At 41.5% G+C, this 18,446-nt stretch carries 13 protein-coding genes and 1 pseudogene; 8 read left to right on the top strand and 6 right to left on the bottom strand.

Annotated features, from left to right (window positions below; genetic code table 11):
- The first annotated feature begins 18 nt into the window (after window positions 1–18).
- The 4 genes from L2737_RS05440 (at window position 19) to L2737_RS05425 (ending at window position 5,511) form a co-directional block, all read left to right on the top strand.
- The gene (locus L2737_RS05440) at window positions 19–2,310 is read left to right on the top strand and encodes a peptidase U32 family protein (RefSeq protein WP_248955024.1); all 2,292 of its coding nucleotides are present in this window, start codon (window positions 19–21) and stop codon (window positions 2,308–2,310) included.
- Window positions 2,311–2,650: 340 nt separating this feature from the next.
- Window positions 2,651–4,213: a methyl-accepting chemotaxis protein gene (locus L2737_RS05435; protein ID WP_248955022.1), complete on the top strand. Its 1,563-nt coding sequence runs from the start codon at window positions 2,651–2,653 to the stop codon at window positions 4,211–4,213.
- A 152-nt stretch (window positions 4,214–4,365) separates the two neighbouring features.
- Window positions 4,366–4,845 (top strand): DUF2947 domain-containing protein, encoded by a 480-nt coding sequence (locus L2737_RS05430; protein WP_229369320.1) that lies wholly within the window; start codon window positions 4,366–4,368, stop codon window positions 4,843–4,845.
- A 105-nt stretch (window positions 4,846–4,950) separates the two neighbouring features.
- Window positions 4,951–5,511, top strand: a complete 561-nt coding sequence (locus tag L2737_RS05425; protein WP_248955021.1) for a chalcone isomerase family protein — start codon at window positions 4,951–4,953, stop codon at window positions 5,509–5,511.
- A gap of 154 nt (window positions 5,512–5,665) precedes the next feature.
- Here the strand turns inward: L2737_RS05425 and L2737_RS05420 are convergent, their stop codons facing one another.
- From L2737_RS05420 to L2737_RS05410, 3 genes are all read right to left on the bottom strand, one after another.
- Window positions 5,666–6,598 carry a DUF6268 family outer membrane beta-barrel protein gene (locus L2737_RS05420; RefSeq protein WP_229369322.1) on the bottom strand — a complete coding sequence of 311 codons (933 nt, stop codon included), beginning with the start codon at window positions 6,596–6,598 and terminating at the stop codon, window positions 5,666–5,668.
- Window positions 6,599–6,790: 192 nt separating this feature from the next.
- Window positions 6,791–7,432 carry a TetR/AcrR family transcriptional regulator gene (locus tag L2737_RS05415; RefSeq protein ID WP_248955020.1) on the bottom strand — a complete coding sequence of 214 codons (642 nt, stop codon included), beginning with the start codon at window positions 7,430–7,432 and terminating at the stop codon, window positions 6,791–6,793.
- Between the two features lie 227 nt (window positions 7,433–7,659).
- A complete protein-coding gene (locus tag L2737_RS05410; RefSeq protein ID WP_248955019.1) occupies window positions 7,660–7,872 on the bottom strand; it encodes a hypothetical protein in 213 nt (70 codons plus the stop codon).
- On the opposite strand from L2737_RS05410, the gene L2737_RS05405 reads away from it, so the two are divergent.
- From L2737_RS05405 to L2737_RS05390, 4 genes and pseudogenes are all read left to right on the top strand, one after another.
- Window positions 7,850–8,929, top strand: a complete 1,080-nt coding sequence (locus L2737_RS05405) for an efflux RND transporter periplasmic adaptor subunit (RefSeq protein WP_248955018.1) — start codon at window positions 7,850–7,852, stop codon at window positions 8,927–8,929. The genes L2737_RS05410 and L2737_RS05405 overlap by 23 nt on opposite strands.
- The gene (locus L2737_RS05400) at window positions 8,926–12,000 is read left to right on the top strand and encodes an efflux RND transporter permease subunit (RefSeq protein WP_248955017.1); all 3,075 of its coding nucleotides are present in this window, start codon (window positions 8,926–8,928) and stop codon (window positions 11,998–12,000) included. The genes L2737_RS05405 and L2737_RS05400 overlap by 4 nt, the downstream gene beginning before the upstream one ends.
- 434 nt (window positions 12,001–12,434) lie before the next feature.
- Window positions 12,435–14,438 (top strand): annotated as a pseudogene (locus L2737_RS05395) (methyl-accepting chemotaxis protein).
- 183 nt (window positions 14,439–14,621) lie between these two features.
- Window positions 14,622–15,113: a DM13 domain-containing protein gene (locus tag L2737_RS05390; RefSeq protein ID WP_248955016.1), complete on the top strand. Its 492-nt coding sequence runs from the start codon at window positions 14,622–14,624 to the stop codon at window positions 15,111–15,113.
- 126 nt (window positions 15,114–15,239) lie between these two features.
- Here the strand turns inward: L2737_RS05390 and cydX are convergent, their stop codons facing one another.
- From cydX to L2737_RS05375, 3 genes are read right to left on the bottom strand one after another with little or no spacing between them, the layout of a single operon-like run.
- A complete protein-coding gene (cydX, locus tag L2737_RS05385; protein ID WP_102529403.1) occupies window positions 15,240–15,362 on the bottom strand; it encodes a cytochrome bd-I oxidase subunit CydX in 123 nt (40 codons plus the stop codon).
- A 13-nt stretch (window positions 15,363–15,375) separates the two neighbouring features.
- A complete protein-coding gene (cydB, locus tag L2737_RS05380; RefSeq protein ID WP_248955015.1) occupies window positions 15,376–16,515 on the bottom strand; it encodes a cytochrome d ubiquinol oxidase subunit II in 1,140 nt (379 codons plus the stop codon).
- A 15-nt stretch (window positions 16,516–16,530) separates the two neighbouring features.
- Window positions 16,531–18,087, bottom strand: coding sequence for a cytochrome ubiquinol oxidase subunit I (locus tag L2737_RS05375; protein ID WP_102529401.1), 1,557 nt, complete (start codon window positions 18,085–18,087; stop codon window positions 16,531–16,533).
- Between the last annotated feature and the right edge of the window lie 359 nt (window positions 18,088–18,446).

Below are 18,446 nucleotides of genomic sequence, written 5' to 3'. Positions count from 1 at the left end.
CTGAGAACCTTTTAGATCATGAAACCGAAGATTGAATTATTAGCCCCAGGTGGTGATGTCGATGCGATTAAAGCGGCCATTATTGCGGGTGCAGATGCTGTTTATTGCGGCTTAGATACTTTTAACGCCCGTAATCGCGCTGCTAATATTTCCTTCGATCAATTGGTCGGGATCATCAGACTTGCCCATCAATACGACTGTCGTATTTTCTTAACCCTAAATATCGTTATTTTAGAACAAGAATTTAAGACCTTATTGAAGCTGCTCAACAGGTTGGTTAACACCACTTTAGATGGCGTAATTGTGCAAGATATGGGGCTGCTTTATGTATTACGTAAGCATTTCCCAACCTTAGATATTCATGCATCAACCCAGTTGACCACCCACAATGCCGGGCAAATTCCATTTTTAAGAAAACTAGGCGCAACCCGAGTCAATTTATCTCGTGAGCTTAACTTAAGAGAAATTACCTCCCTTGCGCAAGTCAGTAAAGAACACGACACCTTATTAGAAGTGTTTGTGCATGGTTCGTTATGTGTCGCTTTCTCTGGTTTATGTTATTCAACCTCTGCCAGTGCTGGTAATTCTGGTAACCGTGGCCGTTGTAGCCAAGCATGCCGTGAAGAATACGAAACCACAGAGTCGGGAAATAACTTTCCACTTAACATTAAAGATAACTCGGCCTTTTTTGACCTACCTGCATTAATCGACGCTGGGGTTTATTCATTTAAAGTTGAAGGCCGTATTAAAGGCGCAAGTTACGTTCACACTGTGATTGATAGTTTCCGTAAACAAATTGATGGTTATGTTGAAACAGGCGAACTCACCCAAGACGGCGAGCGTTTATACAAAGTCTTTAACCGTGACTTCACTAATGCCTTCTTACGTGGTGACTTAAATCAGTCAATGTTTATTGATAACCCACGTGACAATTCAAAAAATCACTTAGTTGATCAACTCAAAGCTGACAAAGGCGAGTCAATTTCAGTGGTGCAAATCCATGATGCTCAGCAACAATTACAAGTCGACAAGCAACAAATTAATGCTTCAGTTGACGATAAAATTGCACATCTAAGTATTGAGAAATTAAAGCTTAACTTAAGCTTTGCAAGCGAGCCAAATAAGCCGTTAACCTTAACGGTAACCACTGAACATAACAGCAGTGATTTGGCCGATGCTGAAACTAAAACAGTGGTGTTTAGCTCGAGTAGCTTAATGATGCCAAGTGAGAAGCTCAGTGTTGATAAAGAAGCCATTGAAAAACGCTTTAAAAATATCAACAATGCCAACTATGAATTAGTCCAACTGCAAACTGACAAGCTTACCGATGGATTAAGTATTCCATACCGTGAAATCACCACCTTAAAAAATGAATTGTTAGCTTACTTGAATGATGGCATTGCAGTTATTGCTGAAGTTGAACTACCTAAACTTGCACGTCATCCAAAAGATGCAGAGCAAAAGCCCGCACTTTCAATGCTAATTTGTGATGAGGAAGATGCCAAACTTGCTGAAGTGACCGATGGGGACATCTACTTTAAATTACCTGATGCGTACAAGCGTGGCTGTACAAAGTATGTTGACTTTTTACAACAAAACCCAAGATTGATCCCTTGGTTCCCACCAGTGCTAATTGGTAAGGATTACGACGTAGCATTAAATATTTTACAGCAAGTTAAGCCTGAGTTAATTGTCACCAATAACACAGGTATTGCTTATCACGCGCAGCAACTTGGGATTAAGTGGATTGCAGGTCCGTTTTTAAATACCACCAACTCTTATGCTTTACTGGCTATGCAAGAAGGCTTTGATTGTGCAGGTGCGTTTATTTCTAATGAAATTAACAAACAGCAAATTAAGCAAATTGCCCGACCTAACAACTTTAAAATGCTCTACAGTATTTATCATCCCATTCTATTGATGGCGAGCCGTCAGTGCTTTTTCCAGCAAAGTGTTGGCTGTGAAAAACCCCGTATTGATAATGGCTGTATGTTGTCTTGTGATAAATCCACCAGCATTAAAAACCTCAAGGGTGACTCGTTCGCTATTGATAAGCAAAAAGCCGGATACCCAAGTATTTATAACCAAGATCAGTTCTTAAATACCGAGATCATTGATGATCTTAGCCATATGTTCGACGGCTTTATGATTGATTTAACTAACATAGGTGCAGGTGACAAAGAGTCGCCAGATAAGGTTGAGCTAATTAAACAATTTGAGGCTTTGCTTGATGGACAAAATGAGGTCAGCACGACTCTTGCGACCATGGTGCCAGAATCAACCCACTTACAATATAAAAACGGTTTATAAGCCAAACTCTTTATCACTTTAAGACGCCCTAGCTAACATCATTTAGCTAGGGCTTTTTGATATATGAAATCATCTATATTAAAAATAAAGTTGATTTTCATCACCTTAGATAAAAGGTGTTTCAATCTGTATCCAAGCTAGGTATCACAAAATAAATTAAACACCTGTTTAAATTAAGGTTTTTACCCCTTGCAGTATCTTCATCTATTTTTTCTATTTAAACAGTTGTTTTCACTACTTTTAATAACATCTCTTTTAGTTTACATTTGGCCAATATTTTGAGATTAGCATCACAATTTTAATAATAATTAGATCTCTGCAGTCAAATATAAGAAGCATTATGACCCAATATACGGCCAGCAATAAAGAGTACTTTTTCTCTCCCGACACCCCTCTCGTTTCCAGCACCGATCCCAAAGGCAACATTACCCACTGTAATCAAGCTTTCATTGAAACCAGTGGTTATAGCCGAGAAGAGTTACTGGGAAAACCACACAATATTGTTCGCCACCCCGATATGCCCTCCGCGGTTTTTGCCACAATGTGGAAAACCCTAAAGGCAGGTAATGTGTGGATGGGCTTAGTTAAAAACCGCCGTAAGAACGGTGACTTCTATTGGGTCAGTGCTTTCGTAACGCCAGTATATGATGGTAAAAAGCTAGTGGGATATGAATCCGTTAGAGTATGCGCTGAGCCTGCAGAAAAGCAGCGAGCCAATACAGCCTACCAACGTATCAAAGCGGGTAAGTCTGCCAATACACTGTTAACCAGTGCTCGTTTAAATTTCAATAAGCTATTACCTACCCTTTTGCCTAGCACATTACTCATTTTGTTTTTCAGTTGGCAAAGCAACACCACTGCAGTGATTGCAACCCTAATTGCCGCAAGTATCAGTAGCTTTTGGAGTCTGCAGCAACAAGCATCACATTGGCGGTCATTACTCGCTATTAGCCCCAAGTCATTCGCAGATAAAACCGTCGCGCAAACCTACTTTGATGATGCTGGTGTAAGCGCACAAGCAAAGCTTGCTTTTATCAGTGAAATAGCGAGGTGCCGTACAGCACTCACCCGAATTAATGAGTCGGTATCAGGTCTTGATGATATCTCTTCAACCAGTAAAGCACAGGTCAAAGTCACCCAAACCTCTGTTGAACAGCAGGGCTTAGCCACTCAACAAATTGCGTCAGCCATCACTGAAATGTCTCAGGCAATACAAGAAGTCGCTCAAAAGATTGAGGAGAACTCACATAGCGCCGAAAACGTGATGCAGTTTGTCGATACTGGCACCCACTTAGCTGATGAATCACTTAACTCAATTCATCAATTAAGCCACACAGTTGACAGTATTGCTGTGACAGTTAAAGAGCTGGCAGATTCTACTCAGCAAATAGGTCAAGCAGCTAATCTGATTTCATCTATTGCAGACCAAACGAACCTGCTGGCTCTTAACGCCGCCATTGAAGCGGCACGTGCAGGCGAGCAAGGTCGAGGTTTTAGTGTTGTAGCAGATGAAGTACGCGCCCTTGCCCTTAAAACTCGTGAATCAACAGATCAGATTCATGCTGTGATTAAGCAATTATCAGCCCGCACAAGCAGTGCAGTAGATATGTCGGCTCAAGGTGAACTTGCAGCGAAACAAGGGGTAGAAATTGTTGAAAACACCCGAAATGCCCTTGGTGAGATTAAAGATGCTGTAGGTAATATTACTGATATGACTTTTCAAATGTCATCAGCCGTTGAAGAACAAAGTGCAGTCGCTGAACATATTAATCAGCAAATCATCGACATTGCAGATGGCGCTTCTGATACTGCAGATGCCGCTAAAGAATCTCTACGAGCCAGTGAGTCACTAGAAAGCACTATCAGTACCTTCCATTCGTTAATTAGACGCTTTCGCCTGTAATCTCAGTTGTTACTCACCCCATGAACGGCATGTTAACCTTCAACATGCCGTTCATATCAATCTCTCCTCGTACATTGCTAGCACTATCAATGGTGAAAAGTTATAATCCTTCGCTTACATCGAAGACCCTTTCTTAAACCTAGGAGCTATTTTTGGCACACACTTACATTCCATTAGATGCATACAAACGCAAGTGGATCTTTAACCATAAAGATTTACCCGTGTTAGATACAGATAAAGCATTAATCAAACCGCTCACTGAAAAAAGTGCTATGACGGTTTGGAATCAATGGATCAGTAATAAATGTAATCGTGCTGAATTGTTTTCTAAAGGAGATTGGGCTGCAAAGCAAGATGCCTGGAAACAAACCGAACATTGGCAGTCGGCATGGGATTCTGACGATAATACATTGCCAGAGCCTATCGCTGAGTTCATTGATTGGGACGACGACACTCAAGTGTTTTTCTGCTACGAAAAATACCAAATAATCGAAACCACTTGGGTTGTATTTGCCCGTAATTGGAAAGCATTTTTGTTTTTTGATGACGGTCCTATCTTGATTGCTCCCAAGAAAAAACAAGCAATCATGTTTGAACAAAATGGACAATATAAGCTAGGGATGCGCAGCTAAAAAACCAATAAGCCAGGTTTACTCAATGATCTCGACAGAGCGTTTTAAATGTTCGTCGAGTTCAACATCGACCTGACTGATACGAAAATAATAAATGAGTACCCTATGAAAGCACTTTCAACCATCGCACTTACCGCAGCTTTAATGACCCCAATGCTTGCTGAAGCTAAAACCGTTTCTGGTGTTGAGTTAGCAGATAACCTAACTATTGCCGAGCAATCACTAGCGTTAAATGGCGCAGGCGTTCGCAGTAAATTCTTTATGGATTTATATGTTGGTAGCCTCTACATTGCCACGCCAGCCAATGATTTAACCGCCGTATTAGATCAATCAACTGCTGTTATTCGCCTTAACATTACCTCGGGTATGATCACCTCAGACAAAATGACCGATGCAATTGAAGAAGGCTTTGACAGCGCAACCAATGGCAACACCGCTTCAATAGACAAAGACATAGCCCAATTTATGGGTCTGTTTACTGAAGAAGTCAGTAAAGGCGATCAATTTACCTTTGTCACCCATAAAGGCGCTGGCGTCACCAGTTTTAAAAATGGTGTCGAACAAGCCACAATCGCAGGTGAAGCATTCAGACAAGCACTGCTAAAAATTTGGTTAGGCGACGAACCTGCGCAAAAAAGCTTACGTAAAAACATGTTGGCCCAATAACCTTGGCAGCAAAAAGCTTATAGCAATAAAAAAGCGACCTGATGGTCGCTTTTTTTTGGTCTGTCGTTAGCAATGAGATTAGAAAAAACTCAATCCGCTATGTGCTATATGCTCAGCCCCTAAACAATGAAATTTATCGACTAAAACTTGTAGATTAAAACTTAATATCGAAAGCTAAGCCTATCGCAGACTGATTTTCTATTTCGTCAGTCACATTAGGCTCACTGAGCTCCATTTCACTGTTAAAGAAGTAACCGCCATAAGCATTAATGGTCGCTTTTTTACTGATGTTCCAACCCGCCCGGACAAAGCCTACCCATTCTTCCATCTCAATGGTTTGTTCTTGATCTGTAATCAAAAAGCGCTCTGAACGACGTGAACTACCAACACCGAAGTTCCATTTGTCATTCATTTCATAGGACAGCTCTAAACCTGCAGGACCACTAAAGCCGGCTTGGAACGGGTTACCCAAGGTAAGTTTGTCGGTAATTTTCCAGCGAATAGCTAAGTAAGGAACAGTCTTTACTTCAGAAATATCGTTAAGGTAAGCCACGCCGAATCCAAGCATATTACCCGATTCAAAACGGTACATAGCCGAGCCCACCACACCATAACTTTGTGCATCAGACGATGACGCAGTATTGGCATAAGCATATTGCAGTTTTGGCGCTAACAAAAACATCCAGTTCGTGTCAGTTGGTCGATAAGTTAATGACAAACCTGCACTGTATTTATTAATTGAACTCCAAGGTGTAACCTGACCATTTAGTAGGTCACTATCAATATTCTTAAAGCCGTAATCTAAATTGTCATAACCAATATTAGCGCCGAGCATCCACTCTTTGCTCAGTGGCATAGCGCCTGAAAGTTTTAATCGCCAAACATCACGTTGTAATTCAGTATTAGTGTCACCCACTTGAGCAGCATCTGTAGAAGTGCGCGATACATGAAACTTAAAGGGTGAGTAATCATATGCAGCCGCATAAGGAGTGAGAAACAGTCCCGCAATCACACTCAATTGCGCCACTTTTTTTAATCGACCAGCATTAAGCTGATTAGCTTGGAACAAGCTTGGGGTAACGTTCATTAACTGCTTCCTTTCTCATTATTATTATGATCAAAATATTGAATGCCAAATCTACACGTCAATACTCTGACCTATTCAATTTGGATCACAAATTCAATGTATTATGAGATATTACACAGTTTTAGGTTATCACAACAGTAGCAAGTGAATACACGTTGTTATATTAATATTTGATGATATAACACGGCTGGTTTATTTTCGGTGGGCATTTAAAAATAAGCTCACAGTATCCTCAATATAGCTCTGCCTATTTTGTACAAGATCGCTCACATCCAGCCCAAGCTCTAAGCGCATTTTGAGTTCACCAAACAGCATCAAACACAGTCGCACAGCACTATCGTGTGGCTTGGCAAAATAAAGCTCATCATGTTTATTCACTCGGCTAAAGTAATCACTTAATAACCCTAATACATGCTTTGGCCCTGCATCAAAATACAATTTAGATAAATCTGGGTGAGTATCAGCGTGGGCTAAACAGGTTTTAAATACCGCCAAAACTTCTTCACTGACAATCAACTCGCCAAATTGGGTAGCAAACGTTCTTATGGTTTGCTCAGCATTCGTTGAGTCTTCAAGTAAGTCACCGGTTAATTGGTGCACGACACATTTAGACTCAATCGCAGCAATAAATAACTCATCTTTAGAGCCAAAATGGGAATAGACGGTTTGCTTTGATACCCCGGCTTTTTTCGCCACTAAATCCATGCTGGTATTAGGAAACCCTTGCACACAAAACAGCTCGATCGCCGATTGAAGTATTTGGGCACATTTCTGCTCACTACGCGTTTTCGGCGCATTATGCTGGCAAAGTGTAGAGTGTTTCGCAGTTATCATTATAAATTCATCTTTTATTTTTTTGGGGCTTCGCTTATTGATTTAAAGCCTTTTTTACATTTTCTTGCAGCAAACTTGTTACAAGAGATAACATTTAATCACAAATTAGACTGGACAGTCTAGTTTTATGGAAATACACTTACATCAAAATGGACTAGACAGTCTAGTTCTGAAATTTAGAATCGCACGATGTTAAGTGCAGGTCAATATGAGTCATATTGAATTGCCTATAAAGTAGTATTAGCAATAGGAATGCTCCCCATGAAAACAGTGTCTCGGTCTTTTTCTGCAGGTTCTTTGTCTGTACGCTCTTTGTTTACAGGAACATTTTTTTCAAGACCATTATTTTTACGATCACTATTATCAAGTTCAAAGTCGACACGAGCAGTCTCTTTACTGAGTATGACTTTTTCGATAATGCTACTTAGCGCCTGCAACAACGATGAAGCAAGTACAACAACCGTTATTGCAGTACCCAAAGTCATAACCCAACCACTCAACTTTAGCTCAAGTTACCAACATCAGCAGCGCTATACAGGCAGCGTTCGCTCAACAGATACCACAGGGGTCGGTTTTGAGCTGGCTGGTAAGCTAAGTGATATTATTGTCGACAGTGGCGACGCTGTGGTTAAAGGGCAAAAGCTGGCTTCACTGAACACCCAATTACTCGAGGCTGAATATCAACAGTTAAGTGCCTCATTGCAACAGACCCAAGCCGATTTAGACTTAGCCCAAAGTAACTTCGAACGTTCAGTAGAGCTTAAAAAGAAGCAATATGTCTCAGAGCAACAATTTGACGAAACCCAGCAACAGGTTTCCAGCCTGTTAGCCAACCAAAAGCGTCTACAAGCCTCTTTATATGCAACAGAACTTAAACTTGAAAAATCCACATTAGTCGCGCCCTTTAATGGCACTATCAGCAAACGCCATCACAACTTGGGCGAAGTTATTGCTCTGGGTAGCCCTGTTTTTACCTTAATTGGCACCAGTCAACAGCAGGCTTATATAGGTGTACCTATTGCTGTCGCGCAGACTTTAACAACTAACCAAATGGTGAACATACTCATTGGCAGTAAAAGCTATAAAGGCCGTGTTGCCGGTATCAGCGCTGAAATTGATAGCGTGACCCGCACGGTGCAATTACGCATAGATTTACCTAGTAATGATTTATCCAAAAGTAACCAGCCAATTATTAACGGTGAGATAGCCTATTTAGCATACCAACAGCAAATTGAAGATGCTGGCTATTGGGTGCCTATTGCATCACTCACTGACGGTGTAAGAGGTTTATGGAATGTGTTTGTAGTGACCAAAAATGAGAAAGGTATCTCAAAAATTGAGCGTCGTGATGTTGATATTATCTATACCACCGAACATCAAGCTTACATCAATGGTGCATTAAACAAACACGATGTCATCGTGACTAAAGGGCTACACAAACTTGTGGTAGGCCAACATGTTAACCCGACGTCTGAGACTGTGGCGAGGTCACTATGATTAAGGCATTTGTTGAAAATGGCAGACTAGCCAGTTTGATGATTGCACTGCTGTTAGTCGCGGGATTAGGTGCGATAAATAGCTTGCCACGCACAGAAGATCCAACAATTACCAACCGATTTGCCTCGGTTGTCACTCAATACCCTGGTGCTTCGGCTGAGCGTGTTGAAGCTTTAGTCACTGAAGTCTTAGAAAATGAACTACGCCGATTAGAAGAGTTAAAGCTGGTTCAATCAACCTCTCGACCTGGTATTTCCGTTATCCAGCTTGAGTTGAAAGACAACGTCATCAATACAGCCCCAGTGTGGTCTAGGGCCAGAGATCTTATTGCAGACAGCAAATACCAACTACCGACTACCGCACAAAATGGCATCCTTGACGACCAGACAGGCTATGCCAATACCGCCATTTTAGGGCTGGTGTGGAGCAGTGATACACCTATTCGTACCGATGTACTTAATCGATATGCAAAAGAGTTACAAAGCAAGCTTCGAGTTTTAAATGGCACTGATTTTGTAAAACTATCTGGTACACCAGATGAAGAAATTTTAGTTGAACTCGATGGCAATAAAATTAGCCAACTTAAATTAACTCCAGCTAGCATCGCTTCTATCCTTTCCAATGCAGACAGTAAAATCTCAGCGGGTGAAATCAATAACGCCACATTTAAAGCCTTAATTGAAGTCTCTGGTGAACTCGACTCAATCACCCGCGTCAGTGAAGTGCCACTCAAAATTGACACTAATGGGCAGATTATTCGCCTCGCTGATGTGGCAAACATCAGTCGTCAACCTAAAACACCTGCAACAACCATTGCGTTAATTAATGGCCAACCTGGTGTACTCGTTTCTGCGCGTATGATTGATAACAACCGTGTTGATAAATGGCAAGCTCAAGTCAGTCAGGTTGTTGAGAGTTACAAAGCTAATTTACCAGCCAATATTGAAGTTCAATGGTTATTTGACCAACAAGGTTACACTAGCGTTCGTTTAGGCGATTTAATGATAAACCTTATCCAAGGTTTCTTTATTATCTTGTTTGTTTTAATGCTCACCTTGGGCTTAAGAAACGCGCTTATCGTGGCATTATCATTACCATTAACCGCACTGTTTACCTTAGCATGCATGAAATATACTGGTTTACCCATTCACCAAATGTCAGTGACAGGTTTAGTCGTGGCACTTGGGATCATGGTTGATAACGCCATTGTCATCGTCGATGCCATTGCCCAGCGTCGTAAACAAGGGTTAAGCAAACTCGAAGCTGTCAGCAAAACACTGCACCACTTATGGTTGCCGTTAGCGGGATCAACCATAACGACTATGCTTGCCTTCGCCCCGATTGTGTTAATGCCTGGCGCTGCAGGTGAGTTTGTTGGCGGCATTGCGATTTCAGTGATGTTTGCCCTATTAGGCTCATACCTTATTTCACATACTATTATCGCAGGGCTCGCTGGTCGCTTTAGTCAAGACAGTGAATCGATGGCTTGGTATCAAAAAGGCATGGCTTTTCCTCGTTTAGGTCATGCTTTTAAAACCAGTTTAGCCTTTGCGCTAAAACGCCCATTATTCAGCGCATTATTAATTGGTATATTGCCGCTTGTGGGCTTTTTTGCCTCAACTAAGATGACTGAGCAATTCTTTCCACCATCTGACAGAGACATGTTTCAAATTGAAGTGTATTTAGCGCCTCATGTGAGCTTAGATAACACCTTAAAACAAGTTAAATCCATTGATGCACGTCTTGAGTCTATTGACGATGTAGAGATGATTACTTGGGTTGTTGGCGGCAATACACCATCATTTTATTACAACCTTACCCAACGTCAGCAAGGTGCGACAAACTATGCACAAGCCATGGTTAAGGTCACTGATTTTGACGCTGCAAACCGACTGATTTTATCCTTACAAAAAGAGTTTGATACTGACTTCCCGCAAGCGCAAATCCTAGTCAGAAAACTAGAACAAGGCCCGCCATTTAATGCGCCAGTAGAGTTACGTATATACGGTCCATCATTAGACACATTAAACCAACTTGGTGAACAAGCTCGCGGTCTATTAATGCAAACCGAAGATGTTATTCATACTCGAGCGACGTTAAGTGCAGGCTCTCCGAAAGTCTGGTTACAAGTCAATGAAGACGCTAGCTTAATGAGTGGTTTAAGCCTTACCGATATCGCTAAACAAGTCGAGATGGCGACGACAGGGATCATAGGCGGCAGTATTTTAGAGCAAACTGAATCCTTGCCAGTGAGAGTCAGGTTAGCAGATCAATCTCGTGAGCAAGCAACTCGCTTATCTGAGATCAATATCGTATCAGCCAATGGCGATACCATACCGCTCTCTGCTATTGCTAATAACCAAATCAATGTTAGTCGCGGCGGTATACCGCGCCGAAATGGCGAACGAGTCAATACCATCGAAGCTTATATCGTTAGCGGAGTATTGCCGGGTAAAGTACTCGGTGAAGTCAAAGCTAAACTCGAGCAAATCGAGCTTCCTTCAGGTTATCACTTAGAAATAGGCGGTGAGAGTGCTAAGCGAGATGAAGCAGTTGGCAACTTACTGTCTAACATTGTCGTGGTCGTCACCTTATTACTGGCAACGGTTGTATTGTCGTTTAACTCATTTAGGTTAACCGCCATTATCTTACTCAGTGCGTTTCAATCTGCGGGACTTGGCTTATTAGCCGTTTACCTGTTTGGCTACCCATTTGGTTTTACCGTTATCATAGGTCTACTGGGACTCATGGGCTTAGCCATTAACGCCGCTATCGTGATATTGGCTGAGTTAGAAGATGTGCCCGAAGCAAGGCTTGGTAATAAAGAGACCATTATCGAACTGGTCAGCAGTTGCGGTAGGCATATCGGCTCGACCACAATTACCACCATCGGCGGCTTTTTACCTTTGATTATTGCAGGCGGCGGTTTCTGGCCTCCATTTGCAATTGCCATTGCTGGCGGAACCTTATTAACGACTATGTTATCGCTGATTTGGGTACCGACAATGTATCTTATTTTAATGAAGAAAAAATCACAGAAATCTGAAATATTGACACCCGTACAAGTTTAATATTTTCAAATAGGGCGTGCTGTTCTTTGCTGATTGATTTTTGTTCGAGATAAAAACGGATTAAGCGCGGCGAGTGAATTGCCGCCTAGTAATCTAAGCAAAATTCGCTCAACAATGCAGAATCCGTTTTTAGCCGAACCCTAAGGGCAGCGTTTGTTGTTCATTTTTACTTCGTTATCGGCTTTTTATGTAGAATAACTACACTACAAAGTCTCTGCCTTGTCTAAATGAACAACAACTCGCTGCAAAAACAACCCTAAAAGATCAACACGCCCTAATAACCATCAAAAAACGACGCATTTATGCGTCGTTTTTTTGTTTAAGATGTTGAATTACTAATTCTAGATAATTCTCAATCTTCCCATGATCTTAATCAAATAAATTCGGGGTCATATCCACTAGATTATACTTATCCTTTTTTCGGAACTTATCACATGAACTATCGAAGTTGGTCAATAACAAAACAAATAACGTACTTTTCGCTAGCGCTTACCATACTGGTATTCGGTATTATTTCTTCTGTCTCCTATTTCAGTTCGTCTAACGTTTTAAAAGAAAAAGCCATCGACTCGATGAATGAGCAAATGCAAAGTAATGCTGCACTTATCGAGTTGCAATATGTCAGCTTATTAAACCTTGCTCGCCGTAATGCCGACATTCTGCGCGCTATGTACCCAGGTAACTTTCACAAACCTGATCGCAGCGTCAAAATCTATAGCACCCAAACCCCGTCACTTGTCCATGAGAGTGCCCAAATCAATGCGACTAAAAGTAAAGTAGATCGCTTTTCAAACCTTACTGGCGGTACAGCGACTATTTTTGTCAAAGATGGCGATGACTTCTTACGAATTTCAACTTCACTCAAAAAAGCAGATGGCTCAAGAGCATTAGTCACCTACCTCGGTCAATCTCATCCGGGTTATCAAACTTTGATTAAGGGTGAGACCTATGAAGGTTATGCCAAGCTTTTCGGTAAAGACTACATGACAGTTTATCGCCCGATTTAAAATGAAACTGGCGACGTCATTGGCATTTTATATATCGGTTTTGACATTACCGAGTCGATTACTGAACTACAAAAAACCATCAACAACCTGGTGGTTGAAGAGTCTGGTTTTTACATGCTGGTCAGAAACAGTGACAAACGCCTGATATCACACCCAAGATTTAAGGTTGGTGAAGCACTTACTCCTGACATTTTAAATGGCCTAGATGCTAATAAAGTGCTCGGTCAGCATTTCAGTTATGAGTACCTCAACAATCAGCAAAAAACCATGTTTGCTAATAGTATTAATATTCCAGGATGGAACTGGACATTAATCGGCTTAACTGAAGCCGCTGAGCTAAATAATGAAAGCTTGCAACTGCTATACATTACTGCGGGCGTTGCAGCCTTGGGGATTATCTTAATCAGTGGTTTATTGGCGATGCTGCAAGTTAAAGCCCTCGCGCCGTTACAAAAATTACAGCAACAACTTCAATTATTAGGCCGAGGCGACTTATCCCAGCAATTTGAAGTAACAGACCCCAACAGTAATAATGAAATTGACCTTATTACTGCCAGTGCAGCTGATATGTCCACCAACCTAAAAGACTTAATTGACTCGCTGCAGCACTCAGTGGAAAGCTTAGAATCACAAGCCCAAAAAGCCCAAGATATGGCAAGATTAAATGGTGATGAATCAGAGTCATTGATGATGCAAACCAACCAGATTGCCACTGCTATTGAAGAAATGTCAGCCTCTATTCGTGATGTGGCAAATCATTCAAATGAAGGCGCGACCAAAAGCCAGCAAGTGGATGAGTCATCACGCTCTGGTCATCAACAGCTAACAGAAGTGGTTGAGTCGTTAGATTTACTTAAAACCCAACTGAATGAAAGCCAAGCTAACATTGAAAATGTCAGTAAAGAAAGTGAAGCTATTAACCAAGTCACTGAGGTGATTAACAGTATTGCCGAGCAAACCAATTTGCTTGCCCTTAACGCAGCAATTGAAGCTGCACGTGCAGGCGAACAAGGCCGAGGATTCGCTGTTGTTGCCGACGAGGTTCGCTCTCTTGCTCAGCGCACCCAAAGCTCAATATCAGAAATCAGTAAAACCATTGCTCAGTTGCAATCTCAGGTTAAAAATACTGCCCAGCAAATGGAAGACAGCCATAAATTAGGCACCTTCTCAGCCGAGCAAGGAACTCAATCAAGTCAGCAATTGAGTCAAATAACTGTAAGCATCGGTGAGCTAGCCACCTTTACCAGTAGCATAGCAAGTGCCACAGAGCAGCAAAGCGCCGTAGCAGATGAAATAACCCGTAACCTACACCAAATATCCACCTTAGCAAATGAAGGACAAGAACGTGCAGGAGAAACCGTTGAGGTTGCAGATGGTTTAACTGAACTTGCTAGTGAGCTAAAAACTAAAATTAACTTCTTTAAAGTCTAAGCGTGTATTTAGATTTAGAGGGACGTTTAAAATTTGAATGTAGGGTTAGATTAGCTGTTGAAATGCATTAATCGGGTAATTGAAATTTATCGCTATTAATGCAGGTCTTATAGAAGGCATGAGCTGAAAAGTTCATGCCTTTTTATTAGAAAACTTAACAATGACAGGAAATATAGGCCGCCCATGAAAAAACGCACCATAGCAACATTGTTCTCGACCCATGCCTTAGTGCTCGCCATTGGTTTTGGCGCTGGGATTTATGCCCTGCCAATTCTGACAGCACCTGAAGCGCCTAGTAGTGAACAAGTGTTATCCATTAGCGCCCAACAGCGATTTACCGCTCAATTTACTCGCGAGCTAAAAGACAGCGATGCATTACATTGGGGCGAAGGCACGGTCACTATCGGTGATGAATTTATCGCACTCGATGGCAAACTCTCACCTGGTCCCGACTTTAAAGTTTATTTGGCCAAAGAATTTGTAGAAACAGAAGCTGACTTCAATCGCTTAAAATCAGAAATGGTTCAGGTCGCTGACATCAAAACCTTCGATAACTTTTTAGTGCCGATAACGGCTAACGTGAATGTCGCTGAGTACAACACCTTAATCGTTTGGTGCGAGAGTTTTGGTCAATTTATTACTGCTGCACAGTATCAGCAGATAACGCAGTCATAAGGCTAACCACAACGCTATATACTCAACGCTCTTTATATCAATAGCTTCACCTGCGACCATATTTTTCTTAGCCAATAAAAAACCCTGCACAATGGCAGGGTTTTAAATATTAGCGTAAACGACTAATTACTTTTCAGAATCAGCTTCTTTGATTCTATCTAAGTTTTCAGTGTTTTCTAACCAAAGCGCATTAATGATGCCAAAAGCACAGGCTAGTAATACACCTAGTATCCAAGAGAAATACCACATAATGGCTCCTTAATTAATATAATGATGTCTTGTTCTTTTCGATGAACTCACGGTTCAAGCGACCAAACATCTTGTAATAAGTCCAAGCGGTATAACTCAGTACAATCGGTACGAAAATGATTGCAGCCCAAGTCATCACATTAAGCGCAATTTTACTCGCAGTAGAATCCCACATCGTTAAGCTTACATTCGGGTCTAAAGAAGATGGCATGATGAATGGGAACATTGCTGCGCCACACGTCAAAATGATACCTGCAATAGCTAATGAGCTAAACAAGAATGCAAAACCACTACGGTTTAAACGGCTAGCAAGTACAACCAGTACTGGCATAAGCAGACCCAATACAGGGAATAACATCGTCAGTGGGTACTTATCGTAGTTAGCTAACCAAGCGCCAGCTTCAACCGCAACGGTTTTAGTCGTTGGGTTTGAAGGCCCAGCAGTGTCGATAACAGAGGTAATCACATAACCGTCGATACCATTTACTAACCAAACACCTGCAATAGCAAATAACACAGCAACTAAAAGGCCTGTAATTTGTGCCGCTTTAGCCGCACGAACACGAAGCTCACCTTCAGTCTTCATTTGTAGCCAAGATGCACCTTGCATCACAAACATAAACGCTGCAATTAAACCTGCTAATAAACCAAATGGGTTTAATAGGCCTAATAAACCACCGTGGTAAGTTGCACGTAAGAACTGATCAAAATCAAACGGTACGCCTTGAAGCAAGTTACCAAACGCAACACCGATAATCAGCGGTGGTACGAAGCCACCAATACATAATGCATAATCCCACGACTTACGCCATCTTGGATCTTCAATTTTAGAGCGGTAATCAAAGCCTACTGGACGTAGGAATAAGGCAAACAGTACCAACATCATAGCCACATAGAAGCCAGAGAAAGATACGCCATAAACCATAGGCCATGCAGCAAACAAAGCGCCACCAGCAGTAATTAACCAAACTTGGTTACCATCCCAGTGCGGGGCAATGGTATTAATCATAATACGGCGGTCAGTATCGTCTTTACCAATTACAGGTAATAACGCACCTACACCCATATCAAAACCGTCGGTCACAGAGAACCCTATTAGCAATACGCCAATCAGAGCCCACCAGATAAATCTTAGCATTTCATAATCAAACATAATCAGGTCCTCAGATTAAGCATCTTGGTTTTCAAAATGATATCTACCTGTCTTAAGGCTTGATGGGCCTAGACGAGCAAACTTAAACATTAAGAATAATTCAATCACTAATAGAATCGAGTAGAACACAGTGATAGAAATGATACTGAACCACAGATCCGAAGTCGTTAGACTTGAAGCTGACATGAAGGTCGGAAGCACTTCTGAAATAGTCCAAGGTTGACGACCGTATTCAGCCACAAACCAACCACATTCAATCGCAATCCAAGGCAGTGGTAAGCTGTAAAGCGCCGCACGTAATACCCAAGGCTTCTCTTCAATTTTATGACGTGTGCTTTGCCAGAATGCTGCGGCAAATACAAACAACATAATCATACCTGCACCAACCATGATACGGAATGACCAGAACATTGGCGCTACGTTAGGAATAGAATCCTTGGCAGCAGCTTTAATTTGTTCTTCAGTCGCGTCAACCACGTTTTCAGTGTAACGCTTAAGCAATAAGCCGTAACCTAAGTCACCTTTTGTTGCTTCAAAGTTTGCACGCAGTTCAGGGCTTTCATCGCCAGCTTTAAGCTGCTCGAGGAATGAATAAGCAACCATACCGTTACGAATGCGGATCTCATGCTCGTCGATTAAATCGATAATCCCTGTTACTTGCTCATCGATAGAACGCGTAGCAATGATACCCATTGCAAAAGGAATTTTAATCGCGAAGTCAGTTTCCATCTTCTCTTGATTTGGGAAACCTACCGCAGTAAATGCTGCTGGAGCTGGCTCAGTGTGCCACTCAGCTTCAATCGCTGCTAACTTAACGCGTTGTACTTCACCCACTTTATAGCCTGATTCATCACCTAACACGATAACTGACAGGATAGATGCCATACCGAAACTTGCTGCAATCGCAAACGAGCGACGAGCAAACGGTAAGTCACGACCTTTAAGGATGTAGTAAGAACTAATAGCTAGAACGAACATCGCACCGGCTACATAACCAGATGCCACTGTATGAACAAACTTAACTTGCGCTACAGGGTTAAATACCACTTCAGCGAAGCTAGTCATTTCCATACGCATGGTTTCGTAGTTAAACACAGAACCGACAGGGTTTTGCATCCAACCGTTGGCAACCAGAATCCATAACGCTGACATATTAGAAGCAATGGCGACTAACCAAGTTACTGCTAAATGCTGACGTTTACTGAATCGATCCCAACCGAAGAAGAACATACCCACTAGAGTCGACTCTAGGAAGAATGCCATTAAGCCTTCAATTGCGAGTGGTGCGCCGAAAATATCACCCACATAATGTGAGAAATATGCCCAGTTAGTACCGAACTGGAATTCCATTGCTAAACCGGTGGTAACACCTAGTGCAAAGTTAATTCCGAATAACTTACCCCAAAACTTGGTCATATCTTTATAGATTTGATTATCAGTCATCACATAAAGCGATTCCATAATAGCCAAAATAAAAGCTAGACCTAAAGTTAAAGGTACAAACAGAAAGTGGTACATGGCTGTTAGCGCGAACTGCAATCGTGACAGCTCTACAACCTCTTCAATAATCATTGGCGACTCCTTACTCGGTACATCCAAATGCCATGATGATTCCCATCAATCACAACAAGTGCCATTGCAGGAAAAATTTTATTTAAAAGTAATGCTCTTTTTAACATGTTAATTCAATGTTAACTAAGCGCTTTTATAACATTCTACGAAAACTCAATTTAGCCAGATAAAACACAAATAATGTGAGACTCACATCACACTTAATCATATAACGTGACTGCGATCGCGACTGCCATTATTTACCTTTTAGCTTACCTTTTAAATTCAATAACTTACAGCAAACAACAAATGCTGCAGACCTTTAATTTATACCACCGAAATTTGACCTCAATCAACAAAATGACTTATAAAAAATGGGT

Source organism: Shewanella electrodiphila, assembly GCF_023283985.1.
Lineage (GTDB): Bacteria > Pseudomonadota > Gammaproteobacteria > Enterobacterales > Shewanellaceae > Shewanella > Shewanella electrodiphila.
This window is presented reverse-complemented; position numbering and strand designations above follow the sequence as displayed.

What these genes read in the sequence shown, in the direction of transcription:
- L2737_RS05440 (WP_248955024.1), top strand. Translation starts at nt 19, where the DNA reads ATGAAACCGAAGATTGAATTATTAGCCCCAGGTGGTGATGTCGATGCG.
- L2737_RS05435 (WP_248955022.1), top strand. Translation starts at nt 2,651, where the DNA reads ATGACCCAATATACGGCCAGCAATAAAGAGTACTTTTTCTCTCCCGAC.
- L2737_RS05425 (WP_248955021.1), top strand. Translation starts at nt 4,951, where the DNA reads ATGAAAGCACTTTCAACCATCGCACTTACCGCAGCTTTAATGACCCCA.
- L2737_RS05420 (WP_229369322.1), bottom strand. Translation starts at nt 6,598, where the DNA reads ATGAACGTTACCCCAAGCTTGTTCCAAGCTAATCAGCTTAATGCTGGT.
- L2737_RS05415 (WP_248955020.1), bottom strand. Translation starts at nt 7,432, where the DNA reads ATGATAACTGCGAAACACTCTACACTTTGCCAGCATAATGCGCCGAAA.
- L2737_RS05405 (WP_248955018.1), top strand. Translation starts at nt 7,850, where the DNA reads ATGCTACTTAGCGCCTGCAACAACGATGAAGCAAGTACAACAACCGTT.
- L2737_RS05400 (WP_248955017.1), top strand. Translation starts at nt 8,926, where the DNA reads ATGATTAAGGCATTTGTTGAAAATGGCAGACTAGCCAGTTTGATGATT.
- L2737_RS05390 (WP_248955016.1), top strand. Translation starts at nt 14,622, where the DNA reads ATGAAAAAACGCACCATAGCAACATTGTTCTCGACCCATGCCTTAGTG.
- cydX (WP_102529403.1), bottom strand. Translation starts at nt 15,362, where the DNA reads ATGTGGTATTTCTCTTGGATACTAGGTGTATTACTAGCCTGTGCTTTT.
- cydB (WP_248955015.1), bottom strand. Translation starts at nt 16,515, where the DNA reads ATGTTTGATTATGAAATGCTAAGATTTATCTGGTGGGCTCTGATTGGC.
- L2737_RS05375 (WP_102529401.1), bottom strand. Translation starts at nt 18,087, where the DNA reads ATGATTATTGAAGAGGTTGTAGAGCTGTCACGATTGCAGTTCGCGCTA.